Source organism: Streptomyces sp. NPDC002513 (assembly GCF_053595355.1).
Genome location: NZ_JBSFXK010000082.1, coordinates 1 through 24,898, shown reverse-complemented (window position 1 = coordinate 24,898; position 24,898 = coordinate 1). Strand labels below are relative to the sequence as shown.

Annotated in this window: 26 protein-coding genes and 1 pseudogene; 10 read left to right on the top strand and 17 right to left on the bottom strand. The window is 71.5% G+C overall.

The window, feature by feature from the left end:
• Positions 1-154: 154 nt before the first annotated feature.
• The 3 genes from ACWD5Q_RS32470 to ACWD5Q_RS32460 all read left to right on the top strand — a co-directional run bounded on the left by ACWD5Q_RS32470 (position 155) and on the right by ACWD5Q_RS32460 (position 2,079).
• Complete coding sequence (locus tag ACWD5Q_RS32470) at positions 155-991, top strand: group II intron maturase-specific domain-containing protein (RefSeq protein ID WP_451430657.1); 837 nt, start codon at positions 155-157, stop codon at positions 989-991.
• Positions 992-1,082: 91 nt separating this feature from the next.
• Positions 1,083-1,667 carry a Uma2 family endonuclease gene (locus tag ACWD5Q_RS32465; RefSeq protein ID WP_451430660.1) on the top strand — a complete coding sequence of 195 codons (585 nt, stop codon included), beginning with the start codon at positions 1,083-1,085 and terminating at the stop codon, positions 1,665-1,667.
• 25 nt (positions 1,668-1,692) lie between these two features.
• Positions 1,693-2,079 (top strand): STAS domain-containing protein, encoded by a 387-nt coding sequence (locus tag ACWD5Q_RS32460; protein WP_451430656.1) that lies wholly within the window; start codon positions 1,693-1,695, stop codon positions 2,077-2,079.
• On the opposite strand, the gene ACWD5Q_RS32455 is transcribed toward ACWD5Q_RS32460, so the two are convergent.
• The 3 genes from ACWD5Q_RS32455 to ACWD5Q_RS32445 all read right to left on the bottom strand — a co-directional run bounded on the left by ACWD5Q_RS32455 (position 1,972) and on the right by ACWD5Q_RS32445 (position 5,891).
• Positions 1,972-2,979 (bottom strand): sigma-70 family RNA polymerase sigma factor, encoded by a 1,008-nt coding sequence (locus ACWD5Q_RS32455; protein WP_451430655.1) that lies wholly within the window; start codon positions 2,977-2,979, stop codon positions 1,972-1,974. The two genes, ACWD5Q_RS32460 and ACWD5Q_RS32455, sit on opposite strands and share 108 nt — an antisense overlap.
• 109 nt (positions 2,980-3,088) lie before the next feature.
• Entirely contained in the window at positions 3,089-4,234 is a 1,146-nt protein-coding gene (gene dnaN, locus ACWD5Q_RS32450) for a DNA polymerase III subunit beta (protein WP_451430654.1), read from the bottom strand.
• A 379-nt stretch (positions 4,235-4,613) separates the two neighbouring features.
• Complete coding sequence (locus ACWD5Q_RS32445) at positions 4,614-5,891, bottom strand: MFS transporter (protein WP_451430653.1); 1,278 nt, start codon at positions 5,889-5,891, stop codon at positions 4,614-4,616.
• A gap of 63 nt (positions 5,892-5,954) precedes the next feature.
• Between ACWD5Q_RS32445 and ACWD5Q_RS32440 the strand changes: the two genes are divergently transcribed.
• A complete protein-coding gene (locus ACWD5Q_RS32440) occupies positions 5,955-6,917 on the top strand; it encodes a LysR substrate-binding domain-containing protein (protein ID WP_451430652.1) in 963 nt (320 codons plus the stop codon).
• Between the two features lie 18 nt (positions 6,918-6,935).
• Here ACWD5Q_RS32440 and ACWD5Q_RS32435 read toward each other — a convergent pair whose 3' ends face one another.
• On the bottom strand, positions 6,936-7,697 hold the full coding sequence (locus ACWD5Q_RS32435; RefSeq protein WP_451430651.1) for an alpha/beta hydrolase: 762 nt from the start codon (positions 7,695-7,697) through the stop codon (positions 6,936-6,938).
• 115 nt (positions 7,698-7,812) lie between these two features.
• Here ACWD5Q_RS32435 and ACWD5Q_RS32430 point away from each other — a divergent pair.
• Together ACWD5Q_RS32430 and ACWD5Q_RS32425 are read left to right on the top strand one after the other, a co-directional pair.
• Positions 7,813-8,004 (top strand): annotated as a pseudogene (locus tag ACWD5Q_RS32430) (adenosine deaminase); the annotation flags it as partial.
• 131 nt (positions 8,005-8,135) lie between these two features.
• Positions 8,136-8,474, top strand: coding sequence for an ATP-binding protein (locus tag ACWD5Q_RS32425; protein ID WP_451430650.1), 339 nt, complete (start codon positions 8,136-8,138; stop codon positions 8,472-8,474).
• Positions 8,475-8,564: 90 nt separating this feature from the next.
• On the opposite strand, the gene ACWD5Q_RS32420 is transcribed toward ACWD5Q_RS32425, so the two are convergent.
• From ACWD5Q_RS32420 to afsQ1, 5 genes are all read right to left on the bottom strand, one after another.
• Complete coding sequence (locus tag ACWD5Q_RS32420) at positions 8,565-8,771, bottom strand: PspC domain-containing protein (protein WP_451430649.1); 207 nt, start codon at positions 8,769-8,771, stop codon at positions 8,565-8,567.
• A gap of 168 nt (positions 8,772-8,939) precedes the next feature.
• Positions 8,940-9,491, bottom strand: a complete 552-nt coding sequence (locus tag ACWD5Q_RS32415) for a VanZ family protein (protein WP_451430648.1) — start codon at positions 9,489-9,491, stop codon at positions 8,940-8,942.
• Positions 9,492-9,589: 98 nt separating this feature from the next.
• A complete protein-coding gene (locus tag ACWD5Q_RS32410; protein ID WP_451430647.1) occupies positions 9,590-10,204 on the bottom strand; it encodes a hypothetical protein in 615 nt (204 codons plus the stop codon).
• Positions 10,201-11,763: an ATP-binding protein gene (locus tag ACWD5Q_RS32405; protein WP_451430646.1), complete on the bottom strand. Its 1,563-nt coding sequence runs from the start codon at positions 11,761-11,763 to the stop codon at positions 10,201-10,203. Before ACWD5Q_RS32405 ends, ACWD5Q_RS32410 begins: the two co-directional genes overlap by 4 nt.
• Entirely contained in the window at positions 11,760-12,437 is a 678-nt protein-coding gene (afsQ1, locus tag ACWD5Q_RS32400) for a two-component system response regulator AfsQ1 (protein WP_451430645.1), read from the bottom strand. Before afsQ1 ends, ACWD5Q_RS32405 begins: the two co-directional genes overlap by 4 nt.
• A gap of 278 nt (positions 12,438-12,715) precedes the next feature.
• Between afsQ1 and ACWD5Q_RS32395 the strand changes: the two genes are divergently transcribed.
• Positions 12,716-13,471: a SigE family RNA polymerase sigma factor gene (locus ACWD5Q_RS32395; protein WP_451430644.1), complete on the top strand. Its 756-nt coding sequence runs from the start codon at positions 12,716-12,718 to the stop codon at positions 13,469-13,471.
• Between the two features lie 258 nt (positions 13,472-13,729).
• Here ACWD5Q_RS32395 and ACWD5Q_RS32390 read toward each other — a convergent pair whose 3' ends face one another.
• Complete coding sequence (locus ACWD5Q_RS32390; RefSeq protein WP_451430643.1) at positions 13,730-14,365, bottom strand: uridine kinase; 636 nt, start codon at positions 14,363-14,365, stop codon at positions 13,730-13,732.
• A 128-nt stretch (positions 14,366-14,493) separates the two neighbouring features.
• On the opposite strand from ACWD5Q_RS32390, the gene ACWD5Q_RS32385 reads away from it, so the two are divergent.
• On the top strand, positions 14,494-14,892 hold the full coding sequence (locus ACWD5Q_RS32385; protein WP_451430642.1) for a hypothetical protein: 399 nt from the start codon (positions 14,494-14,496) through the stop codon (positions 14,890-14,892).
• A 137-nt stretch (positions 14,893-15,029) separates the two neighbouring features.
• Here ACWD5Q_RS32385 and ACWD5Q_RS32380 read toward each other — a convergent pair whose 3' ends face one another.
• Genes ACWD5Q_RS32380 through deoC form a run of 3 tightly spaced genes read right to left on the bottom strand, consistent with a single transcriptional unit; the run spans position 15,030 to position 18,355 of the window.
• Positions 15,030-15,953, bottom strand: coding sequence for an aldehyde dehydrogenase family protein (locus ACWD5Q_RS32380; RefSeq protein WP_451430641.1), 924 nt, complete (start codon positions 15,951-15,953; stop codon positions 15,030-15,032).
• Positions 15,946-17,382: an aldehyde dehydrogenase family protein gene (locus ACWD5Q_RS32375; protein WP_451430659.1), complete on the bottom strand. Its 1,437-nt coding sequence runs from the start codon at positions 17,380-17,382 to the stop codon at positions 15,946-15,948. The genes ACWD5Q_RS32380 and ACWD5Q_RS32375 overlap by 8 nt, the downstream gene beginning before the upstream one ends.
• A gap of 16 nt (positions 17,383-17,398) precedes the next feature.
• Positions 17,399-18,355, bottom strand: coding sequence for a deoxyribose-phosphate aldolase (gene deoC / locus ACWD5Q_RS32370; protein ID WP_451430658.1), 957 nt, complete (start codon positions 18,353-18,355; stop codon positions 17,399-17,401).
• A gap of 176 nt (positions 18,356-18,531) precedes the next feature.
• Here deoC and ACWD5Q_RS32365 point away from each other — a divergent pair, with 176 nt between their 5' ends.
• Positions 18,532-19,209, top strand: a complete 678-nt coding sequence (locus tag ACWD5Q_RS32365; protein WP_451430640.1) for a PH domain-containing protein — start codon at positions 18,532-18,534, stop codon at positions 19,207-19,209.
• Positions 19,210-19,517: 308 nt separating this feature from the next.
• Here ACWD5Q_RS32365 and ACWD5Q_RS32360 read toward each other — a convergent pair whose 3' ends face one another.
• The 4 genes from ACWD5Q_RS32360 to ACWD5Q_RS32345 all read right to left on the bottom strand — a co-directional run bounded on the left by ACWD5Q_RS32360 (position 19,518) and on the right by ACWD5Q_RS32345 (position 23,203).
• On the bottom strand, positions 19,518-21,149 hold the full coding sequence (locus ACWD5Q_RS32360; protein WP_451430639.1) for a phospho-sugar mutase: 1,632 nt from the start codon (positions 21,147-21,149) through the stop codon (positions 19,518-19,520).
• Between the two features lie 231 nt (positions 21,150-21,380).
• The gene (locus ACWD5Q_RS32355) at positions 21,381-22,205 is read right to left on the bottom strand and encodes a purine-nucleoside phosphorylase (RefSeq protein WP_451430638.1); all 825 of its coding nucleotides are present in this window, start codon (positions 22,203-22,205) and stop codon (positions 21,381-21,383) included.
• 219 nt (positions 22,206-22,424) lie between these two features.
• The gene (locus ACWD5Q_RS32350) at positions 22,425-22,712 is read right to left on the bottom strand and encodes a type II toxin-antitoxin system RelE family toxin (protein WP_451430637.1); all 288 of its coding nucleotides are present in this window, start codon (positions 22,710-22,712) and stop codon (positions 22,425-22,427) included.
• A gap of 53 nt (positions 22,713-22,765) precedes the next feature.
• Positions 22,766-23,203: a gamma-glutamylcyclotransferase gene (locus ACWD5Q_RS32345; protein ID WP_451430636.1), complete on the bottom strand. Its 438-nt coding sequence runs from the start codon at positions 23,201-23,203 to the stop codon at positions 22,766-22,768.
• Positions 23,204-23,298: 95 nt separating this feature from the next.
• On the opposite strand from ACWD5Q_RS32345, the gene ACWD5Q_RS32340 reads away from it, so the two are divergent.
• Positions 23,299-24,747, top strand: a complete 1,449-nt coding sequence (locus ACWD5Q_RS32340; protein WP_451430635.1) for an NAD(P)H-quinone dehydrogenase — start codon at positions 23,299-23,301, stop codon at positions 24,745-24,747.
• The last annotated feature ends 151 nt before the right edge of the window (positions 24,748-24,898 follow it).

Sequence of the window (24,898 nt, the reverse complement as noted above, 5' to 3'; positions counted from 1 at the left end):
CTGATGGCTGGGCAACGGGAGCCGTGTGAGTCGAGAGGCTCCCGCACGGTTCTGCGAGCGGCGGCGGGTGAGATTCCCGCTGCCGACTCACCTCGCTGTGTTCTGTCACAGCGAAGACGAAGCCCGCCGGGTCAAGGAGCAGCTGGCTCGCTGGATGATCCCGCGAGGGGTCGCCTTCAACGAGGAGAAGACATCCGTCCTCCACCTTGAAGAAGGATTCGACTTCCTCGGGTTCAACATCAGGAGATACAGCGGGACTCTGCTGATCAAGCCGAGCAAGGCGGCTGTGAAGAGGGTCCGGGAACGGCTCCGCAGTGAAGTGATCGGCCTGCGAGGGGCGAACGCTGGAGCCGTGGTGAGGAGGCTCAACCCGATCATCAAGGGGTGGGCCACCTACTACCGGGCGGTGGTGTCCAAGGAGACCTTCAAGTCCCTGGACTTCTACGTGTGGACGCTCACGCAGAAGTGGGTCAAGCACTCCCACCCGAACAAGCCGAAGAGCTGGCGACTGGCCAAGCACTACGGCGTCTTCAACTCGACCCGGAAGGACCAGTGGGTCTTCGGTGACCGGGACACCGGCACCTACCTCTACAAGTTCAACTGGACCAGGATCGTCCGGCACGTGATCGTCAAGGAAGGCAACTCACCTGACGATCCATCGCTGGCCGAGTACTGGGCGAACCGCCGACGCAAAAGGATGCCCGGAACCGCCGACAGGTGGACCATCACCCTCGCATCCCGCCAGAAGGGGATCTGCCCGCTGTGTGAACAGCCCCTGATCCCCGATGCCGAGTACACACCGGACAACCCGCGCGAGTGGGCCGCCTGGTTCTCGGCATCGATGAAGCCGCTGCACAAGCACCACTTCATCTACCGGCGCGACGGCGGCTCGGACGAGCGGACGAACCTTCGCCTCGTACACGCCGACTGCCATCGCCAGCACCATGCCGGCGACCACAGAAGGGCCAAGCAAGATGACCGACCCGCGTGACTCCAGGGGCCCGCTTGAGCCGGATGCGGTGAACAGTCGCACGTCCGGTTCTGAGGGGGCCGGGGGGCGGCAACGCCCTCCGGCTACCCGACTGAGCGCACTCACCGTGAGCCAGGACCCCGAGCAGAGCTGGGACGACCTCGTCCGGTTCTGGGAGGAGATGGAATGGCCCGAGGGCAGCAAGGTGGAGATCATCGAAGGGGTCGTCACCGTGTCACCCGCTCCCGCATACGGCCACAACGTCATCGCCGCGCGCATCCACCGCCGCCTGCTTTCCGTGATCCCGGAGGAGTGGGAGGTCTTCCAGACACTGGCGATTGCCGTGCCCTCGCGCATGGGCATGCTCATCCCGGACCTCGTGGTTGCCCCGGTACAGGAGCACGCGGCAACGGACACCCACATCCCGGCCGCCCTGGCCGAACTCGTCGTCGAGGTGACCTCGAGGTCCAACGCCCACCACGACCGCGTCAGCAAGCCCGCCGCGTACGCGACCGCGGGCGTCCCGCTCTACCTCCTCGTCGACCGCTGGGCCCCCGGTGCTCCCACGGTGACGCTGTACGGCGAGCCCAAGGGCGACGTGTACCAGGTTCTGTCCGCCGTCAAGTTCGGCGACACCATCACGCTGCCCGCCCCCTTCGACCTCACCCTCGACACCAGCCAGTTCCCTGCCGAATAGGCGTGCCGTCGCGCCCGTCCGCCCGATGACTTCCGTGCGCTGCGGCCGTCTACCGAACGTGGACGCGACAACACCAGCAGTGCTGAATCTGCCCGTCTCACTCGGCCGGGAGGAGGTGGCGGCGCTCTGCCAGGACGTGCGGGCGCTGCTGGTGTCCAGCGGGGCCGAGGCCGTGGTGTGCGATGCGTCCGGGCTGGGTCCACCGGCCCTCACGACCGTCGACGCCCTCGCCCGCCTCCAGCTCGCCGCCCGCCGCGCCGGCGGCCGTATCCGGCTGCGCGATCCGGCCCCCGCCCTGCGCGCCCTACTCGACCTCGTCGGCCTCCCCATCGAGCTGGAGGGGCAGGCCGAACAGCGGGAACCAGCGCTTGGTGTCGAGGAAGCAGTGGAACCCGGAGATCCCGCCCTCTGATATCTCCAGGACCTGGACCGCCCAGGCCGTGAAGCCGCCCGTGTCCGGGTCCGGCTTGTACTGGGCGAAGCCCGGCAGGCCGTTGACCGCGACCGGCACCAGCCGGGAGCCCGCGCAGGCGGAGCCGAGCGTGGTCATGAAACCGGTGATGTCCCGTGTGCCGCGCAGCCACAGGTCGAACGGCGGCATCGTCATCACCGCGTCCTCGTGCAGCAGGGCCGTCAGCGCCGCCATGTCGTACCCCTCGAAGGCCGCCACATAGCGCTCCAGGAGCTGCTGCTGCTCCGCGTCCAGAGGGTCCGCGACAGAGGCGTCGGCGCCCTCGCCCGCCCGCTGCGCCAGCGTCGCCCGCGCCCGCTGCAACGCGCTGTTGACCGAGGCGACCGAGGTGTCGAGCAGCTCGGCGACCTCGCTCGCCCGCCAGGCCAGCACCTCGCGCAGGATGAGCACCGCGCGCTGCTTGGCGGGCAGTTGCTGGAGGGCCGCCATGAAGGCCAGCCGCACCGACTCCTTGGCGACCGCCGCCTCCGCCGGATCGCCGGTCGTCGGCAGGACGCGCGCGTCGGGCACCGGCTCCAGCCAGGTGCTGTCCGGGCGCGGGCAGAGGGCGGCCCGGGCGAGGGGTGTGGACTCGGTCAGATCCATCGGACGGGCACGCCGACTGCCCGCGCTCAGCATGTCCAGGCAGACGTTCGTCGCGATCCGGTACAGCCAGGAGCGGAGCGAGGAGCGGCCCTCGAACTTCTCGTAGCTCCGCCAGGCGCGGATCATCGTGTCCTGCACCGCGTCCTCGGCCTCGAAGGAGGAACCGAGCATGCGGTAGCAGTACCCCGTCAGCTCGGTCCTGTGCTTCTCCAGCCGGACGTCGAGGTCGTCCAGCGTCGCCGTACCGTCACTCATGGTCCACCCACCCCACGTGGCCGTTCCTGCGGCGCGTCGTCGCGCCCCAGCCCTTCGGAAGCTACCCCAGCCCACTGACAACGGCCCCCGCAGCGCGCGAAAGCCCAGCTCAGACCAGCTCCTTCACCGACATGAGCAGATGCCGGTGGTCCGCCTCCGGTCCGTCCGCGACGGCGGACTCCTCCGCCGCCACGCCGGTGAGCAGCGCCCGCTGTCCGGACCCCAGCAGCTCCATCCGGACGCGCGGTGACTCGAAGGAGGCCAGCGCGTCCAGCAGATACCCCGGATTGAAGGCCACGGACATCTCGGCGGCACCGTCCAGCCCGGCCGGCAGCCGTTGCGTGGCGACGTCGTCCCCGTACCCGGCTCTCAGCAGCACGGATCCGCCGGCCGCGAAGTCCAGCCGCACCGGACTGTTCGCCTCCGCCACCACGGCGACCCGTCGCACCGCTTCCGCCAGCGCCTCGCACTCCACCTCGGCGACCGCGGCTCCCGCCATGTCGAACAGCGAGCCGTACCCCGGCAGCCGGCCCTCCAGCAGCCGCACCGCCGCCCGCATGCCACCGCCCTCGAAGCTGATCAGTCCCCCGTCCGACGGGGCCAGACCGATACGCACCCGGCCGCTACGGGCCAGCGACCGCGCGACGTCGAGCAGTCGGCGAGCGGGCAGCAGAGCCTGAGCCGTGCCGCCGGACGCCGCGGCCTCCGGCTTCCACCCCAGCCGTCGTACGGCGTACCGGTACCGGTCGGACGCGGCCAGCGTCATCGCGTCGCCGTCCAGACGCAGCTGCACACCGGTGAGGACGGGAAGCGTGTCGTCGCGGCCCGCGGCCACCGCGACCTGGCCCACGGCGGTCGCGAAGGCGACGGCGTCCACGCTGCCGTACGGCTCGGGGGACACGGGAAGCGTCGGGTATTCCTCGCGTGGCAGCTTCGACAGCCCGAAGCGCGTACCGTCCGCCTCGACCGTGAACCGCGACCCCTCCAGCCCGCAGCTCACCGGACCGTCCGGCAGCACCCGGCAGATGTCCAGCAGCCGGCGGCCCAGGACGAGCACCTGCCCGTCCACCGCCGTCTCCGCCTCGGTCTCGATCCGCGCGGCCGTCTCGAAGTCGAACCCCGACACGGTCAGCCGCCCCGCCGTCGCCTCCAGCAGCAGCCCGCCGAGCACCGGCACCGGCGTCCGCGTGGGCAGCACACGGCCTGCCCACCCCACGGCCTCGGCGAAGGCCTTGCGGTCGACCCGGAACTCCATGAAAAAACCTCCTGCTCGGCCCAGTTGACGCGCGGACGCTATACGTGACCACTGACAACCGCCACCGACCAGGGGAAATGCGGAATGCGCGCGGGAGCGGGCCTGGAAGCGGACTCCAGCCGATCAGGATCCGAGCCGGTCAGTATCCGGGCCGATCAGGACTCGGGCCGATCAAGAGCCGGGCCGATCAGGACTCGGGCCCGCATCCGGGCTCGGGTCTGGGCCTGTGCGCATGCCGGACTCCGGACACAGGCTCATGCCCGGACGCAGACTCACGCCCGGACCAAAGGTTCATGCCCGGACCTGGGCTCATGCCCGGACCTGCACCCGGCCCGGCCCGGACCGGACCTGAGCCCCCGGCCCGGGCCAGGCCCCGGCCTCAAGCCGTCGCGAGCCGCCGTTCGGCGCGGGCCGCCCGGGACCCGAACACCGTGATCGTCACGACGCCGAGCACCGCCAGCGCGCCCATGCCCACCGTCCCGGGCCAGCCGCCCGCGTGGAATGCCACGGCGCCGACCGTGCTGCCCGTGCTGGAGCCGATGTAGTACGACGACTGGTACAGCGCGGACGCCTGGGCGCGGCCTTGCTGCGCCGTGTGGCTGACCGCCGACGACGCCACCGCGTGGCCCGCGAAGAAGCCCGCCGTGATCAGGACCAGGCCCAGCAGGACCAGCGGCAGGGAGGAGGCCAGGGACAGCAGCAGGCCCGCCGTTGTGGTACCGCCCGCCAGGTAGAGCGCCCCGCGGCGGCCCAGCCGGCTCACCAGCCGGCCCGCCGTCGACGCCGACACCGTGCCCACCAGGTACACCAGGAAGATCGAGCCGATGATGCCCTGCGGCAGCCCGAACGGCTGCTCCGTCAGGCGGTAGCCGATCACGGTGTAGACGCCGCCGAACACCATCATGAACAGCGCGCCGATCGCGTAGAGCCGGCACAGCAGCGGGTTGGCCAGGTGGTCGCGGACCGTGCGGGCCAGCACCCGCGGGCGCAGCGATCCCGGTGTGAAGTGCTTCGGCGCCGGCAGCAGCAGCCGGAAGGCCACCGCGCACGCCACCGCGATCACTCCGATCGTGCCGACGGATACCCGCCAGCCCCACTCCTGCGCGACCCAGCCGGTGATGATCCGGCCGCTCATCCCGCCGACGCTGTTGCCGGCCACGAACAGACCGATCGCGGTGATCAGTGCCTTGGGGCTGACCTCCTCGGCCAGGTACGCGGTCGCCGACGCGGGCAGCCCGGCCAGCGCCGCGCCCTGGACCGCCCGCAGTGCGATCAGCGCGCCGAGCGACGGGGCGAACGGGACCAGCAGCCCCACCGTCACCGCGACCGCCAGCGACGCCGTCATCAGCGTCCGCCGCCCGAACCGCTCGGAGAGCGCGCTCATGGGGAGGACGAACAGCGCCAGCCCGCCGGTGGCGGCCGACACCGTCCAGCTCGCCGCGCTCGCCGTCACCCCGAAGTCGCGGGAGACGAGCGGCAGCAGGGCCTGCGTGGAGTAGAGGAGAGCGAAGGTGGCGACCCCGGCGAGGAACAGGGCGAGGCTCATCCGGCGGTAGCCGGGGCCGCCCGGGGTCAGACGGGAGACGGCGGTGGAGGTGGGGGCGGGGGCGGTGTCGGCGCCCACGGTGGTGGACGCCCCGGTATCGGCGGCAGGCATGTTCCGACCGTACGGATCCCGTCATTCATCCGTCCAATGCACAGAAACGCGATAATCGATCCCATGGTGCATCAGCAGAGGTCAGCCGAACGCCTGTCATCGAGCAGTGACACACGTGACGCAGAAGACATCGTCACGTTGCTCGCGCCGCGCCTGGCGCACTTCGCGGGTGTCGCCCGGACCGAGCACGTGACGCGTGCCGCGCGGGAGATGCAGGTCCCCCAGTCCACCCTGTCCCGCGCGCTGGTCCGCCTGGAACAGGACCTGGGCGTCGACCTGTTCGTCCGGCGCGGGCGCACGGTCGCCCTCACCCCCGCCGGCCGGACCTTCCTCACGTCCGTCGAACGCGCTCTCGCGGAGATCGAACGGGCCGCCGAGGAGGTACGCGCGGACGCCGACCCGGCGACCGGCAAGGTCGCCTTCGGCTTTCTGCACACGATGGGCGCCGAGACCGTGCCCGGTCTGCTCCACGCGTTCCGCGCCGACCATCCGCGGGTGCGCTTCAGCCTCGTGCAGAACTACGGCGAGGCGATGCTGGAGAAACTGCGTGCCGGGGAGCTGGACCTGTGTCTGACCTCCCCGGTGCCCGACGCCCCCGATCTGGTCGCCCGCCGCCTCGACGAGCAGAAGCTGCGGCTCGTCGTCCCCGGCGACCACCGGCTCGCGAGCCGCCGGCGCATCCGTCTCGCGGAGGCCGCGGACGAGACCTTCGTGACCCTGGAACCCGGCTACGGGCTGCGCCGCATCACCGACGACGTGTGCCGCGAGGCCGGGTTCACGCCCCGCGTCGCCTTCGAGGGCGAGGAGGCCGAGACCCTGCGGGGCCTGGTCGCGGCGGGACTGGGCGTCGCGCTGCTGCCCCCGCCGACCGTGCCGCGGCCCGGGGTCGTCGAGCTGACGGTCACGGCGCCCCGGGCGGTGCGGGAGATCGGAGTCGCCTGGCTGGAGGGGCACGTCGACACCCCGCCGGTGGCGGCCTTCAAGAAGTTCCTGCTGTCCAGGAGGGGACGGCTGCTGCCCGACTGAGAGCCCCGCCGGGCCTCCTCACTTGCGCAGCGACCGCCCGAACCCGGCCGCCAGGGGCATCCGCAAGCCGATGGGGGGCGGAGCCGCGAGCGCGTCCTCCACCGGGCGGGAGAAGGGCCGCCCGAACAGCGTGCCCATCACGAAGTCCTCCGCGAGCGCGAGCACTTCGGAGCGGTACTGGCGCAACCCGTGCCCGTCCGCGTGCACTTCGAAGCGGCAGATGTCGCGGTTGGCCTTCTTCGAGCGTGCCGCCAGCCGGAAGGACAGCTCCGGGTCCGTGCGCTCGTCGTTCGTGCCGTGCACGATCAGCACGCACCGTCCCACGAGTTGCTTCACCGGTTCGGGTGACGCGGCCATGTCCTCCTCGGGCAGCCAGGGGGACAGCGCGAGCACGGACGTGACGGCCGTGTGCCCGGCCGCGTGCAGCGCCGCCCGGCCGCCCACGCCCACGCCCACGAGACACACCGGCACATCCCCGTAGCGTCGTACGACCTCGTCGGCGGCCCATGCGGCGTCCTGTGCCGGATGGGCCTCGCTGCCGTTCCACCCCCGGTAGCGGTAGTGCACGACATGAGTGACCAGGCCCTCGTCGTGGCCGGCCCGGGCCAGCCGGCGGCCGAGCGTGCGGACGGAGGCGGTCGCGAGCAGGGCGGAGGGTCTGCGTGCGGAGACCTCATCGCCGCCCGGGAGCAGCAGCACCGCGCCGCTCACCGTCGTCGGCTCCGGGCCGAGCGCCCTTCCCAGCCGGGCCCTGCGCACCGGCGTCGCTTGGTGTGCCATGACAGAACAGTGTCAGAAGCGGCGGTGTACGCGACCCGTCCTGTGGGTCACCTTTGGGTATCGACGCCTCGCCGCACCCGGTGCTCTACGCGCGTAGGCGTTGCGGTGCGAAAAGGAGGCCTTCGGTTGCACGCTCGACGATCTCCAGCGGTTCTCGGTCAATGCAATGAAGTCGGAATTCATTCCTTTCGATGAACGACTGGCTGTGATCAACGACGTCATCAAGCCCGGCTACACCGAATTGAAGTCCGAATGGCTGTTCCGGCAGACCGCCTCGACCAGCACTTCCACGGCCACCGAGGGCTGACGGGGCCCGTTCTTTGACGGCGGGGCGGCCATGATCCGTCCATTCGGGGGCGTTTGCGGAGCCCGCTTTCGCGTGCTTACGGTTTCCGGACCGCTCACATCTCCGTCATCGGATCCAAGGACGCATTCATCATGAAGCAGTCTGCTGCCAAAACCCTCGGGGTCGCCGCTCTCGGTGCCGCCTTCGCCGCCGCGGGCGCGGGCGTCGCGAGCGCGGCCCCGGCCGGGCCGGACATCGCCGGGCCGGACACCGTGACCCAGGCGCTGCCGCTGGGCAACGTCACCGGGACGCTGCCCGGTGCGGGTGAGGTGCTCGGCCAGGGCCAGCGCGCTCTCGGCACCGCGGTGCCCGCCGTGGGCAAGGCCGCGGCCGACGGGCCGGCCGCGCCGGTCAGCGGACTGCTCGGCGGACTGCAGGTCACGCCGCTGTCCCCGCAGGGCGTGCCGCTGAACGGCATCCCGCTGGCCTGACACGCACGCCACCCGTGACGCCGATGGGCGGCCCCCGGCCGGGGACCGCCCATCGGCGTCGCCGCGCCCGGCGGACCGGACCGCGTCATGTCACCAGGCCGTGCCGGCCCCCGCCTCGTCCTCCGCCGGGAGCAGGATCCACAGGGCTATGTAGAGCAGGAACTGCGGGCCGGGAAGCAGGCACGACAGCAGGAAGATCACCCGCATCGTGGTCGCGGAGGTGCCGAAGCGCCGTGCCAGCGCTGCGCACACTCCGCCGATCATCCGTCCGTGGGTGGGGCGGGAAAGGGCGGTCATGGTGGCTCCTTCGCGAACCGTGGCGGGAAACGGCTCCCGGCGGCTGCCGGGACATCCGGTCGGTATGCACGCCGTCGACGGTGTCGATGCCTTCGACTGCCTTGAACTGCCTTCGACGTTGTTCCGATGTATTCCACGCTACGAGGACGAAGCGGGAGAAGCGTCACTCTAAGGAGCTATTCCGACCCTGGGAATCGTCGGGGTCCGCCCCTGAGACGTCTCCTCCCGCGGGTGAGCTGCCCGCCGCCGGGACGCGGCGCGGCGGCGGAGCCGGGCCCGCGCCGCGGGCACGACCAGCACATGGGCCAGCGCCACCCCGACGGTGTTCAGCAGGATCGAGTCGATGTCGGCGACCTGACCGGGCACCCCCGTCTGCACCAGTTCGATGCCCAGGGAGATCAGGGTGCCCGTGGCGACCGTACGGGCCATCGAGGCGAACGGCGAGCCGGCGAGCCGGCCGCCCGTCATCGGCAGCAGCACCCCGAGCGGCGCGAGCAGCGCGAGCCCCTTGCCGATACAGCGGGCGGCCTCCGGCCAGCCCAGCGCCAGATCGGCTCTGATACCGGCCAGCGGATGCAGATTGGCGGGCCTCACCCAGGGCACGTCCAGCGGGCGCAGCGTGATCCAGGCGACGAGGGCCAGATGCGCGACGAGGAGGACACCCCCAGCCACACGGATGCGGAACGCGGCACTGCCGCCGTCTGAGCCTTGACGCTGCACGCCCCCCTAGACGCCACGCCCCGCGCGATCGGTTCCCCTTCCGCTTTTTTGCTCGTGCGCACCCGGGGCGCCCGCGCCGCCGTCGGCGCGCCCCGCGCTCAGCCGCCGGAGACCACCGTCGACGGCGGGGGCACGGCGCCCGGACGGGAGCGCACCTCGGCCGTGCACACGTAGCGGTGCAGCGGTTGCCCGTCCGGGCCGCCGAGCACGACGCTGCCGTCGTCGCCGGTGGTCGCCTCCGAGGCGGCGAACGTGCAGACGATCTGGGCGAGGGCGTAGGAGGTGAGGCCCTCGGGGCGGACGTTCAGCCGGACCGCGTCCGCCGGGTCCGTGCCGCGCGGACCGCCGACCTTGATCCCGCCGGTCACGTCCGTCGTGTACCCCGCCTGTTTCTCCGCGGACGACGGCTTCACGCTGAGCTGGTCGAGCAGCCCCTGCGCGACCAGCACCCGGCGCTCCGCCTCCGCGGTGCCGTCCGGGATGCGCACGAAACGGTCCACGGTCACCAGTTGGGAGGCGCACAGCAGGAACACCTGGACCGGTACGCCGTGGCCCGTCTGCGTCGACGTGTCCGTGCCGGACAGCGCGCAGGGCACCCGGGACGGCGCGGGGCCGAAGTCCGTCGGCACCTGGGTGGCGCGGATGCCGCAACCGGACAGCAGCGCGGCCAGCAGCGCGATGGCGAGCCAGAGCCGTCCGCCTCGTATGCTCATCGGCCGTTCCCCTTGGCGCCGTCCCCGTTCCGGTTCTCCTCCTCGACGAGCGGCGACGCGTCGCGCGGCAGCCGCAGCGTGAACACCGCCCCGCCCTCGGGGGAGTTGGCGGCGGTGATCCCGCCGCCGTGGATGTGCGCGTTCTCCATCGCGATGGACAGCCCGAGACCGCTGCCCTCGGAGCGCGGCCGTGAGGCGCTCGCCTTGTAGAAGCGGTCGAAGACATGGGGCAGGACGTCCTCCGGGATGCCCGGACCGTGGTCCCGCACCCCGATGACCAGTTCCTCGCCCTCCTCGCGCACGGACACCCGTACCGGCGAACCGCCGTGCTTGAGCGCGTTGCCGATCAGGTTCGCCAGGATCACGTCGAGCCGGCGCGGGTCGAGGCGCGCCATGAGTCCGCGCTCGGCGTCCAGCTCGACGGCGTCCAGCCAGGCGCGCGCGTCGATGCACGCGGTGATCTGGTCGGCGATGTCCACGTAGTCCAGCACCAGCCGGGCCGTTCCGGCGTCGAAACGGGTGACCTCCATCAGGTTCTCGACGAGGTCGTTCAGCCGCCGGGTCTCGCTCACCACCAGTCGCACGGCCGGCTCGATCATGGGGTCGATGCCGCCCGTCTCCACGTCCAGCTCCTCCTCCAGGACCTCGGTGACGGCCGTGATCGCCGTCAGCGGCGTCCGCAGCTCGTGCGACATGTCGGCGACGAAGCGCCGGGACGCCTCCTCACGGGCGCTCATGTCCGCGACCGTCTTCTCCAGCGACTCGGCGGCACGGTTGAACGTCCGGGACAGTTCGGCCAGTTCGTCGGTCCCCGACACGCGCAGCCGGGTGTCCAGCTTGCCCTCGCCCAGGCGCCGGGCCGCGATGCCGAGGCGGTGCACCGGCTTCAGCACGGTCGTGGCGGCGGCCTGCGCGAGCAGCGCCGAGCCGATCAGCGCCAGACCGGTGGCGATGCCGAGCGACCAGGCCAGCGAGTTGAGGTCCTTCGCCTCCGGCTCCAGGGACTTGAGCATGTAGCCGGTCGGGCCACCGCCTATCACCTTGGCGCCGCCCACCAGATACGGCTTGTCGTTTTCGACGATCCGCTGCCAGTACAGGTGGTAGGCGGCCTTGCCGCCCGACGACTCCTGCTGCTTGGCGACCGCCTTGCGCAGCGAGGCGGGCACGTCCTCCAGGGTGAAGGTGTCCAGGTCGGAGTTGCCGGTCACGGTCCTGCCGTGCTCGTCCTGCGCGATCAGCAGCACGCTGAAGCGCTGGCTGCTGTTCGCCATCTGCCCGGCGGTGTGCTGCAACTGGTCCCGCGTCGGGTGCACCGGCAGCGCACTCGCCCGGTTCTGCATCTCCTGCTGGAAGTCGCGCAGCACGGCGTCCTGGGCGCGGGTGAGCACGGCCTCCCGGTTCAGCCAGTACGCGATGGCGGACGCCGACACCGCCGCGGTCAGCGCGACGAGCCCGAAGACCACGACCAGGCGCAGCCGGAGGCTGGTGAAGCGCAGGTGTGACTGCACGGCCCTGCGCGCCGCGGCCCAGCCGCCACGTTCCCTGTGCGGATCGGTCACTGAGGAACGTCCAGCCGGTAACCGACGCCACGGACCGTACGGATCAGTGTGGGGGACGACGGCACGTCCTCGACCTTGGCGCGCAGCCGCTGCACACACGCGTCGACGAGCCGCGAGTCGCCCAGGTAGTCGTGCTCCCACACCAGGCGCAGCAACTGCTGCCGGGACAGGGCCTGGCCGGGCCGCCGGCTCAGCTCCAGCAGCAACCGCAGCTCGGTCGGGGTGAGTTGCAGATCCTCGCCGTTCTTGGTGACCGTCATCGCCGACCGGTCGATGACGAGACTGCCGAACGTCGCCGAGTCGCTTGACTCCCGCTCGCCGCGCCGCAGCACCGCCCGGATCCGGGCGTCGAGGACGCGGCCCTGCACGGGTTTGACGACGTAGTCGTCGGCACCGGACTCCAGCCCGACCACGACGTCGATGTCATCGCTGCGCGCGGTCAGCAGAATGATCGGAAGCTGGTCCGTGCGCCGGATGCGCCGGCACACCTCGAAACCGTCGATGCCGGGCAGCATGACGTCCAGCACGACCAGATCCGGCCGCTGCTCGCGCAGCAGTTTCAGGCCGTCCTCTCCGGTGGCAGCCGTGGCCACGCGGTGTCCCTGGCGCGTCAGTGAGAGCTCCAGGGCCGTTCGGATGGCGTCGTCGTCCTCGATCAGCAACAGGGAAGGCACAGGGGCCATTCTGGCCCATTCCCCGGCGGTCTTTCGACTGCCGGAGCGTCGCCGCCCCACCGGCCCGCCCGTGACCTCGGACATCGGTGCGGCCGCGTAGTCGTACGACTTCTCGGTGACGGCCCCGCGCCGCGGCTGGGGACCGCCCCTGTGACAGCTCTGTGACAGTCGGCGGACACGGCCATGAAGTGACCCGGGCAAGCTTTTCGACACCAGCAAGGCCGCACGAGACCGGCAAGGCCGCACGGAAGTCGGGACTCCACGACGGGGGGCGCGAGATGAACACGCTGCACAGCACCAGCACGGGCGCAGTTGTCACGCGTCTCCACGACATCACCCGGCACACCGAGAAGTCCGGTGCGGGAGGGGGCACCTTCCTGCTCGGAGGGCGGGGGTGCGCTCGCGCCGCCGGGCGTCAGCACACCGCGTACATCACGGTGGTTGACGCGCCCACGGGGGAAGATCACGGGGGAGCCGCGTACGGGGAGGCCTCGGGGGAGCGTCGCTCGGTGACGGAGGCGGAGTTCACCGCCTACGTCGAGGAGCGCCGCGCCTCCCTGTACGCAACCGCCTACCACCTGACGGGTGACCGCTTCGAGGCCGAGGACCTGCTGCAGAGCGCGCTGTTCTCGACATACCGGGCCTGGGACCGGATCAGTGACAAGGCCGCGGTGGGGGGCTATCTGCGGCGGACGATGACCAATCTGCACATCAGCGCGTGGCGCCGCCGCAAGCTGAACGAGTACCCGACCGAGGAGCTGCCGGAGACCGCCGGCGACACGGACGCGATGCGCGGCACCGAACTGCGCGCCGTCCTGTGGCAGGCGCTCGCCCGGCTGCCGGAACTCCAGCGCACCATGCTGGTCCTGCGCTACTACGAGGGCCGCACGGACCCCGAGATCGCGGAGATCCTCGGCATCAGTGTCGGCACGGTGAAGTCCAGCATCTGGCGGTCGCTCCGCCGGCTGCGCGACGACGAGGTCCTCAGCTTCGGCCGTGACCGGGAGGAGTCCTTCGGGGAGCTGGTCGCCTGAGGGACGGGGGGACACGGGGGAACACCCCGCGGTGATTACGGGGGAGCGTCGCCGCGGGGGAGCAGTACCGGGGGAACCGCGGGGTCACGGGGGCCCGCGGGCCACGGGGGAAAGCGCCATCACGGGGGGAACGCGGGGGCGGCGTCCCACGGGGGATCACGGGGGTGCACAAGAGAGCGGGACTGGAGGGCCGGGGGGTCCGTCCAGTCCCGTTTCTCGTGGTGCGGGTAGTGCCCGTCGCGACCGCGTGGGGCGACTTCAGACGGCCGCCTCGGCCGGAGCCGGTCGTCCCGCGGCCGCCGCGGCGAGCCGGCGCAGCGCCTCGTCCCGGCCGCAGGCGTACGCGCCGAGAGCCGTCTGGCGGGCGACGATCGACCGCTCCGCGCGCATCAGCCGCCAGCCGCGGCGCAGCAGGAACGGAACCGACTTGCGGCCCTCCTTGAGATCGCGCAGGAAACGGCGGCGGAACGTGGTGAGGGGCCCGCGGGTCAGACACAGCGCGTCGGCGAGCAGCCCCAGTTCGCGGCAGCGCTGCACGATTTCGGCGGCGAAGACGCCCTCCGCGATGAACACCGGCGCGCGGCCGATGTCCAGCGCCTCCTCGCCCGTACGCGCGCTCAGCGCGATGTCGTACTCGGGGATCGTCGTACGGCCCGTGGCGCACAGCTCGGCGATGGCCGCGACCGCGATGTCCGCGTCCCACGACTGCGGATGGTCCCAGTCGATGTCCGAACTCCCTTCCACCAGGGGCAGCGTCGGATCGTCGCCCTCCTTGTAGAAGTCGTCGAGCCGCAGGACGGGCAGCCCGGACTGGGCGGCGACGAGGGACTTGCCGGAGCCGGAGGGGCCACACAGCAGCACGACGCGGGCGGGGGCCGGAGGATGGGGACTCACGAGACACCAGTCTGACGCATTCCGTACACCGTGCCGACCCCGCGGGTCGACGTTGGAGCGCACATCACACCTCAACTACCCTGCGTGTCGACAGCATTACTCTTCGCGGTGAAAAGGTGGCAGCAGCCATGGCACGACACGCCTCCCCCAAGAACCCCACCGCTCGGCGCGCCCTCGTCCTCGTCGCGACCGCGGGCGCCGCGCTGGGGGCGGGCGCGGCAGCCGCGTCGGCGGACAGCGCCCCGGTCCTCGATGTGATGCGTACCCGGCCCGTATCGCTCGACCAGACCGGCCGGCAGGGCCTGCCGGAGCTGACCGGGGTCGTGGGACAGGTCACCGGGCCGCTCGCGAACCTCAAGCCCAACCCGCTGGCGGGCACGGGCGTCGACCCGCTGGACAACGGCCTCACCACACAGATCGCCGACTTCAAGCCGCTGGCCTCGCAGGCCCTGACCCGTCCGGTGGCCGAGGCGCCCTCGCTCGGCGGCGTGCCGGTCGTCGGCCAGGTGCTCCGCGGGGTGCACTGACCTGACGACGTGGGCGGCCCCACGACGCAGAGCCGCGCCTCCCCGAGGCGGCGGGGACGCGCGGCTCTGCTGTCGCGGCGGCGGTCTGGTGCGCCGCGTGTTCCGGAGGGGCCGGTGCGCCGGGGGTTCCGGGCGGTCTAGTACGACGAGCCGGACGCGCCCAGGGAACCCGTCGGGTGCCAGACCGTCTTCGTCTCCAGGAAGGCCGTCAGGCGCTCGGTGCCCGGAGTCCCGAAGTGATCCACAGCCTGTGGACGCAGTACGCGCTTCAGGTTGTCCGCCGCCGCGATCTCCAGTTCCTTCGCCAGGTCCTCGTCGGCACCGGCCAGGTCGATCGCGTTGACGTCCTGGTGCGCGGCGAGCGGCGCCGCGATCTCCGCCGTACGGCCGGCGAGGATGTTGACGACCCCGCCGGGCAGATCGGAGGTGGCCAGCACCTCGCCGAGCGAGAGCGCCGGAAGCGGGGACTTCTCGCTCGCGATCACGACGGCCGTGTTGCCGGTCGCGATCACCGGGGCGACCACCGAGATCAGGCCCAGGAAGGACGACTCCTGCGGCGCGAGGACCGTGACCACACCCGTCGGCTCGGGGGAGGAGAGGTTGAAGAACGGGCCCGCCACCGGGTTCCCGCCGCCGACCACCTGGGCGATCTTGTCGGTCCAGCCCGCGTACCAGACCCAGCGGTCGATCGCCGCGTCGACGACCGCCGCGGCCTTCGCCTTCGAGAGGCCCTCCGCGTCGGCCACTTCGCGCACGAACTGCTCGTGTCGTCCCTGAAGCATCTCGGCGATGCGGTAGAGGATCTGGCCGCGGTTGTACGCCGTCGCGCCCGACCAGCCGCCGAACGCCTTCCGCGCGGCGACCACGGCGTCACGGGCGTCCTTGCGGGAGGACTGCGGGGCGTTGGCCAGCCAGTTGCCCTTGGAGTCGGTCACCTCGTACACCCGGCCGCTCTCGGAACGCGGGAACTTCCCGCCGACGTACAGCTTGTAGGTCTTGAAGACCGGCAGCCGCTGCTCGGACTTCTCCGTCTTGTCGGTCTTCTCCGTCTTCTCAGACATCGAGGTACGCCTCCAGGCCGTGGCGGCCGCCCTCGCGGCCGAAGCCCGACTCCTTGTAGCCGCCGAACGGCGAGGTCGGGTCGAACTTGTTGAACGTGTTGGACCAGACGACACCCGCGCGCAGCTTGTTCGCGACGGCCAGGATCCGGGAGCCCTTCTCCGTCCAGATGCCCGCGGACAGGCCGTACGGGGTGTTGTTGGCCTTGGCGACGGCCTCTTCGGGCGTGCGGAAGGTCAGGACGGACAGCACCGGGCCGAAGATCTCGTCGCGGGCGACGGTGTGCGCCTGGGTGACGTTGGTGAAGAGCGTCGGGGCGAACCAGTAGCCGGAGGAGGGCAGTTCGCAGGCCGGGGACCAGCGCTCGGCGCCCTCCGCCTCGCCCTGCTCGGTGAGCGTGGTGATCCGGGCCAGCTGCTCGGCGGAGTTGATCGCGCCGATGTCGGTGTTCTTGTCGAGGGGGTCGCCGAGGCGCAGCGTCGACAGACGCCGCTTGAGGGACTCCAGCAGCTCGTCCTGGATCGACTCCTGCACCAGCAGGCGGGAGCCCGCGCAACAGACCTGGCCCTGGTTGAAGAAGATGCCGGTCACGATCCCCTCGACGGCCTGGTCGATCGGGGCATCGTCGAAGACGATGTTGGCGCCCTTGCCGCCCAGTTCGAGGGTGAGCTTCTTGCGGGTGCCCGCGACCGAGCGCGCGATCTCCTTGCCGACGGCCGTGGAACCGGTGAAGGCGACCTTGTTCACGTCCGGATGGGCGACGAGCGCGGCGCCCGTGTCGCCGTAGCCCGGAAGGATGTTGACGACGCCCTTGGGCAGGCCCGCCTGGCGGCAGATGTCCGCGAAGAACAGCGCGGACAGGGGGGTGGTCTCGGCGGGCTTCAGGACGACCGTGTTGCCGGTCGCGAGCGCCGGGGCGATCTTCCAGGCCAGCATCAGCAGCGGGAAGTTCCAGGGGATGACCTGGCCGGCCACGCCCAGCGGCTTCGGGTTCGCGCCGAAACCGGCGTGCTCCAGCTTGTCCGCCCAGCCCGCGTAGTAGAAGAAGTGCGCGGCGACCAGGGGGAGGTCGGCGTCGCGGGTCTCCTTGATCGGCTTGCCGTTGTCCAGCGTCTCCAGGACGGCCAGCTCGCGGCTGCGCTCCTGGATGATGCGGGCGATGCGGAACAGGTACTTGGCGCGCTCGGAGCCGGGCAGCGCCGACCACTTCCCGAAGGCCTTGCGGGCGGCCTTGACCGCGCGGTCGACATCGGCCTCCCCCGCCTGGGCGACCTCGGACAGGACCTCCTCGGTGGACGGGCTGATCGTCTTGAAGACCTTGCCGTCGGCCGCCTCGGTGAACTCACCGTCGATGAACAGGCCGTAGGAGGGGGCGATGTCGACGACCGAGCGGGACTCGGGCGCCGGAGCGTACTCGAATGCGGAGGGCACGTTTTCCATGGGTGTCTCAGTCCACCGTCACGTAGTCGGGGCCGGAGTAGCGGCCGGTGGCCAGCTTCTGACGCTGCATCAGCAGGTCGTTCAGCAGCGAGGAGGCGCCGAAGCGGAACCAGTGGTTGTCCATCCAGTCCGCGCCGGCCGTCTCGTTGACGAGGACCAGGAACTTGATCGCGTCCTTGCTGGTGCGGATGCCGCCGGCGGGCTTCACGCCGACCTGGACGCCGGTCTGGGCGCGGAAGTCGCGGACGGCCTCCAGCATGAGGAGGGTGTTGGCCGGGGTCGCGTTGACGGCGACCTTGCCGGTCGAGGTCTTGATGAAGTCCGCGCCCGCCAGCATGCCGAGCCAGCTGGCCCGCCGGATGTTGTCGTACGTGGACAGCTCGCCCGTCTCGAAGATGACCTTCAGCCGGGCGTTCGTCCCGCAGGCCTCCTTCACGGCGACGATCTCGTCGTACACCTTCAGGTACCTGCCCGAGAGGAACGCCCCGCGGTCGATGACCATGTCGATCTCGTCGGCGCCCGCGGTCACGGCCTCCCGCACGTCCGCCAGCTTCACGTCCAGAGCGGCGCGGCCCGCCGGGAAGGCGGTCGCGACGGACGCCACCTTCACGCCGGAGCCCGCCACGGCCTCCTTGGCGACGGCCACCATGTCGGGGTAGACGCAGACGGCCGCCGTCATGGGGGTCGTACGGTCCGTGGGGTCGGGGTGCGCCGCCTTGGCGCCGAGCGCCCGGACCTTGCCCGGGGTGTCCGCGCCTTCCAGCGTCGTCAGGTCGACCATCGAAATGGCGAGGTCGATGGCGTACGCCTTCGCGGTGGTCTTGATGGAACGGGTGCCGAGCGAGGCGGCGCGCGCCTCCAGGCCGACCGCGTCGACGCCGGGCAGCCCGTGGAGGAAACGGCGCAGCGTGCTGTCGGACGCGGTGACGTCTGAGAGCGAGTGTGCTGGGGCATGGGTGGGCATGGTCACCAGACGAGCATATCTACGCGCGTAGCGGCTGTACACCCCCTGGACCTCGTCCGGTCTCCGGCTGCACACACGAGCTTTGCCGGGCCTTGCCGGGCCTTGCCGGGCCTTGCCGGGCCTTGCTCCGACACCGCGTACGAGCTTCCGCACGGCCGTCGGGCAGAATCGGGGCCATGACGACCCCTGATCGCCAGCCCCCCGCGCCGGACCCCTCGGCACCCGAGTACCGGGACCGTGTCCACCGGTCGCCCGCCGGTATCGCGGCCGGCGTGCTGCTGCTCGCCCTCACCCTCTGGCTCGGCATCGACGCGCTGGTCCGGGGCCACGGCCACACCCCCTGGCTGGCGCTGGCCGGGATGCTCCTGGTGATCCCGCTGGTCATCGCCTTCACCCTGCGCCCGGCCGTCCACGCGAACGAGGAGCGGCTGCGCATCCGCAACCCCTTCCGGGTCGTCGTGCTCCCCTGGGGCTCGGTCGCCTCGCTCCGCTCCAGCTACTCCAACGAGGCCGTCACCACATCCGGCACCACGTACCAACTGTGGGCGGTGCCGGTGTCCCTGCGGGCGCGCAAGAAGGCGGCCCGGCAGCAGAGCCGGACGACCGCGCCGGCCGCGCGCCCGGGTGACCGGGGCCGTCCGGGCTCCTCGTCGCGCCCCCTCCCGCCGGCGGCCCCGAGCGGACCCGCGCGCGCTCAGACCGACAAGCTCATGGACGACCTGCGCGAGCTCGCCGAGACCCACCGGAACTCCGAACGCGCCCAGGGCGAGCCGACCGTCCGCTGGGCGTACGAGGTGATCGCCCCGGTGGTGGCGGGAGCGGTACTGCTGGCGATCCTGCTACCGCTGGGGTGAGGCGAGCGGTCGCGAGAAGGGGCGCTGCTGGGCTGCTGGGGAGTGGCGGGGTGGGGGGCTTGGGCGGGGGGTGGTTTGGGGTTGCGGGGGTTCGAGCGGCTGCGGGGCGGTTTGGTTTGGGGCCGACGCCCGGCTGCTCGAAGCCCCGCGGCCCCGGGCCGACCCCCGGCCCCTCGAAGCCCCGGGCCCCCCAAGGCGACGCTCGACCCCTCGAAGCCCCGCGCCCCAAACCAAACCACCCCCGCCCAGGCCCCCACCCCCGCAGCTCGCCTTCAGGAGCCGCGGGGACGGGGGTGGGGCGGTGGCCGTCAGATGCCCGCCGCTGTTGAGAGGTCGCGCTTGATCGCGGTCAGCAGGGCCGTGGCCTTTGCCCGTGCTGACGGAAGGTCGGCGTGGGAGGCGACGGGGACCACGACCTCCAGGTAGCACTTCAGCTTCGGTTCCGTGCCGCTCGGGCGGACGATCACGCGGGCGCCGTCGAGCGTGTAGCGCAGGCCGTCGGTGGGCGGAAGCCGGTCCGTGCCCTGGGTGAGGTCCTCGGACCCGGTGACGGGCAGGTCCGCGAGCCGGGTCGGGGGCTGCTCACGCAGGCGCCGCATCGCGTCCGCGATGACCGACAGGTCCTCGACGCGCACCGAGAGCTGGTCCGTGGCGTGCAGCCCATGTTCGACCGCGATGTCGTCGAGCAGGTCCAGGAGGGTGCGGCCCTCGGCCTTGAGTACGGAGGCCAGCTCGGTGACCAGGAGCGCGGCCGTGATGCCGTCCTTGTCGCGGACTCCGTCGGGGTCGACGCAGTAGCCGAGTGCCTCCTCGTAGCCGTAGCGCAGGCCGTCCACGCGGGCGATCCACTTGAAGCCCGTGAGGGTCTCCTCGTACGGCAGGCCCGCCTTCTCGGCGATACGGCCGAGGAGGGAGGAGGAGACGATCGACTCGGCGAAGGTGCCGGTGACCCCGCGGCGCACCAGGTGCGTGGCGAGCAGGGCGCCCACCTCGTCACCGCGCAGCATGCGCCAGTCGGCGCCGTCCTTGACGGCGACGGCGCAGCGGTCGGCGTCGGGGTCGTTGGCGATCACGAGGTCGGGCTCGGTCGCGCGGGCCCGCGCGAAGGCGAGGTCCATGGCGCCGGGCTCTTCCGGGTTGGGGAAGGCGACGGTCGGGAAGTCCGGGTCGGGGTCGGCCTGCTCGGCGACCAGCACCGGGGCCGGGAAACCGGCCCGGGCGAACGCGGCGAGGAGGACGTCCTTGCCGACGCCGTGCATCGCCGTGTAGACCGTGCGGGCGGTGCGCGGGGTGCCGGGGGAGACGACGGCGTCCGTACGGGCCAGATAGGCGTCGAGGACGCTGTCGTCCAGGACCTCCCAGCCGGAGTCCGGGCGCGGCACCGCGGTGAGGGTGGTGACGGCGTCGATCTCGGCCGCGATCTCGGCGTCGGCCGGGGGCACGATCTGGGAGCCGTCGCCGAGGTAGACCTTGTAGCCGTTGTCGCGGGGCGGGTTGTGGCTGGCGGTGACCTCCACGCCGGCGACCGCGCCGAGGTGCCGGATGGCGAAGGCGAGGACGGGGGTGGGCAGGGGGCGGGGCAGGAGGGCCGCGCGCAGGCCCGCGCCGGTCATGACGGCCGCGGTGTCCCGGGCGAAGTCGGCGGACTTGTGGCGGGCGTCGTAGCCGATGACCACCAGGCCGTCGCCCTGGCCCTTGGACTTGAGGTAGGAGGCGAGACCGGCGGCGGCGCGGATGACCACCGAGCGGTTCATGCGCAGGGGGCCGGCGCCCAGTTCGCCGCGGAGGCCGGCGGTGCCGAACTGGAGGGTGCCGCCGAAGCGTGCGGCGAGCTCGGCGTGGTCCCCGGCGTCGATGAGCTTGGCGAGTTCCTCACGGGTCTCCGCGTCGGGGTCCTCGGCCAGCCACGCCTGGGCCCGTGCGATGAGTTCGTCGTGCACGTCGGGTCAACCTCTCGTTGTGTGTTTGTGGGGCGGTACGAGTGGCATCGCCCGCGGCGGCCGGTCGGAACGCCGGAGGGCCGGGTGGGGTACCGCCCGGTGAGGACGGGTGCCCCCGCCCGGTTGTTCGCCGCTGGGGGCGGACAACCGGGCGGGGGCGGTGTGCCGCATCGTCTCTCATACCCGGGCCCGGCGGGCGGGTCCGGGGCGGCCGTGGAGGCCGGTGGTGCCTTACAGGCGGTGCAGCACCTGGGCGAGCAGGGCCCCCATGCGCGTGGCGCTGTCGCGGCCCGCCTGGAGGACCTCCTCGTGGTTCAGCGGCTCGCCCGTCATACCGGCGGCCAGGTTCGTGACCAGGGAGATGCCGAGGACCTCGGCCCCCGCCTCGCGTGCGGCGATCGCCTCGAGGACCGTGGACATGCCCACCAGGTCCGCGCCGATGACGCGTGCCATGCGGATCTCCGCCGGGGTCTCGTAGTGCGGGCCGGTGAACTGCGCGTAGACGCCTTCCTCGAGGGAGGGGTCGATCTCCTTGCACAGGGCGCGCAGGCGCTGCGAGTACAGGTCGGTCAGGTCGACGAAGTTGGCGCCGACGATCGGGGACGTCGCCGTCAGGTTGATGTGGTCGCTGATCAGGACCGGCTGGCCGGGGCGCATGGTCTCGCGCAGGCCGCCGCAGCCGTTGGTGAGCACCACGGTCTTGGCGCCGGCGGCGACGGCGGTGCGCACTCCGTGGGCGACGGCGGCCACGCCGCGGCCCTCGTAGTAGTGCGTGCGGCCCAGGAAGACCAGGGCGCGCTTGTCGCCGAGCCGGTAGGAGCGGATCTTGCCGCCGTGGCCCTCGACGGCCGGCGGCGGGAAGCCGGGCAGCTCGGTGACCGGGAACTCGGCCTCGGCCTCGCCGAGGGCGTCGACGGCCGGAGCCCAGCCGGAGCCCATCACGAGGGCGACGTCGTGGGTCTCGGCACCCGTCAGCTCGCGCAGGCGCGCGGCGGCGGTGTCGGCGGCGGCGTAGGGGTCGCCCTGGATGTCGTCCGGAAGAAGAGATGCGTTCACGCGGAAGAGGGTAGCCGGTCTCGGCCTACGCGCGTAGATGACGGAGGTCACGGGAATGCGATCGTTGTCTTGTCGTTTTCTGCGGGGAGATGAAAAGCAGGGGGCGCGTGAGGTGAGCCCGGAGGGAATGCCCCTGTGGACGTCAGTCCTCGTCCGTCGTCTGCCGGACGTCAGTCCTCGTCCTTCGCCGGACGTCGGCCCTCGTCCGTCCGTCGGACGTCAGTCCTCGTCCGTGATGACGACGTCCTTGTCGTTGAAGACCTCGACGATGAAGACCAGCAGGCGGCCCAGGCTGATCGTGTACTCCACCAGGATGTTCTGGGTGAGCCGGACCGTGCGGTCGTCGCCCGTGGAGCTTATGGCGCGGGACGCGGGGAGGAAGGGGTCGCGCGCCAGTACGGCGATGCCCTTGTCGAAGGCGGCCCGCTGCCGGTCGTCGAGCCGGTCGCGTGCCGTGGCGGCCTGCTCGGTGTAGAAGACCTGGTATGTGCGCGTGCCGCCGGTCATGGCGCTCTCCCGTTCATGCGTCCGCTGCCCACGAGTGTAGGGACGGGGCTTGTTCAGCAGGGCCGCTTGCGCAGCTCCATCACGTAATCGTGTGGCGCCCCGGCCGACTCCGCCGCGTCCGCGATCTCGCCCAGGTAGCGGGCCGAGGGGAGGCCGCCCTCGTAGGCGTTCAGGACGTAGGCCCAGGCCGTCTCCTCGCCCTCCAGTGTGTGCACGCGGACCCGCATGCGGCGGTACACGTCGAGGCCCACGCCCTCCCAGCGGTCCATGGACTCCTCGTCCATGAACGCGATGTCGTACAGCGCGACGAAGACCTGTGAGAGGGGGTCCTCGACGAGCGTCGCGAGAGCGCCCTCCCAGCCCATGTGCTCGCCCCCGAAGGTCAGCCGCCAGCCGTTGAGCCAGCCGGTGGCACGCATCGGCGAGTGGGGAGCGCGGCGGGTCATCAGCCGCGCGTCGAGGTTGCCGGCGTACGCGGCGTAGAGCGACATGGAGACGAGGGTACGGCAGCGTCCCGGCGGCCCCTTGCGTAACAGAAGTACCAGCGGCCGCCCCCGGAGGAGACGCACCCCGAACGTGCGGGACAATGGGCTACGTGACTCGGATCGTGATCATCGGTGGCGGACCCGGCGGATATGAGGCGGCTCTGGTGGCCGCGCAGCTCGGCGCGGAGGTGACCGTCGTCGACTGCGACGGTCTGGGCGGGGCGTCGGTGCTCACCGACTGTGTGCCGTCGAAGACGCTCATCGCGACGGCCGAGGTGATGACCACCTTCGACTCGTCGTACGAGGAGCTGGGCATCATCGTCGCGGACGACACCCCTCCGCTGGAGCAGGCCGCCAGGGTCGTCGGAGTCGATCTCGGGAAGGTCAACCGACGGGTGAAGCGCCTCGCGCTCGCCCAGTCTCACGACATCACCGCGTCCGTCACGCGCGCCGGCGCCCGAGTCATGCGCGGACGCGGCCGGCTGGAGGGCATGCAGGCCGTGGACGGGTCGCGCGAGGTCGTCGTACGGGCCGCGGACGGCAGCGAGGAGACCCTCACCGCCGACGCCGTGCTCATCGCCACCGGCGGTCACCCGCGCGAGCTGCCCGACGCCCAGCCGGACGGAGAGCGCATCCTCAACTGGACCCAGGTCTACGATCTCGACGAGCTGCCCGAGGAACTCATCGTCGTCGGGTCCGGTGTCACCGGCGCCGAGTTCGCCGGCGCCTACCAGGCCCTCGGCTCCAAGGTCACCCTCGTCTCCTCGCGCGACCGCGTGCTGCCCGGCGAGGACCCCGACGCCGCCGCCGTCCTGGAGGACGTCTTCCGGCGCCGGGGCATGAACGTGATGGCCCGCTCGCGTGCGCAGTCCGCCAAGCGGGTCGGCGACCGGGTCGAGGTCACCCTCGCCGACGGGCGCGTGATCACCGGCTCGCACTGCCTCATGGCGGTCGGCGCGGTACCCAACAGCAGCGGGATGGGCCTGGAGGAGGCCGGGGTCAAGCTCCGCGAGTCCGGGCACATATGGACCGACAAGGTCTCCCGTACGACGGCTCCGGGCGTGTACGCCGCCGGTGACGTGACCGGCGTCTTCGCCCTCGCGTCGGTCGCCGCCATGCAGGGCCGCATCGCCATGTACCACTTCCTCGGCGACGCGGTGGCCCCGCTCAATCTGAAGACCGTCTCCTCGAACGTCTTCACCGACCCCGAGATCGCCACCGTCGGCTACACACAGGCCGATGTGGACGCGGGCAAGATCGACGCACGGGTGGTCAAGCTGCCCCTGCTGCGCAACCCGCGCGCCAAGATGCAGGGCATCCGGGACGGTTTCGTCAAGATCTTCTGCCGGCCCGGCACCGGGATAGTCGTCGGCGGGGTGGTCGTCGCACCGCGCGCCTCCGAACTGATCCATCCCATCTCGCTCGCGGTCGACAACAATCTGACGGTCGAACAGATCGCGAACGCCTTCACCGTGTACCCGTCCCTGTCGGGGTCGATTGCCGAGGTGGCGCGGCAGTTGCACACCCGGAAGGCCACGGCCGAGGCGTGAACGCCCCCTGCGGTGCCGGGACCTTCGATGCGTGTCCTGGCACCCCGGCCTGTGTGGTGGTTCAGCATGATCTAGCGCGGAACCCCGGGCGTTCACGCCCGGGAGGAAGCGCTTCTTAACACTGCTCTGACGTGCACGAGTGCACGGGTCT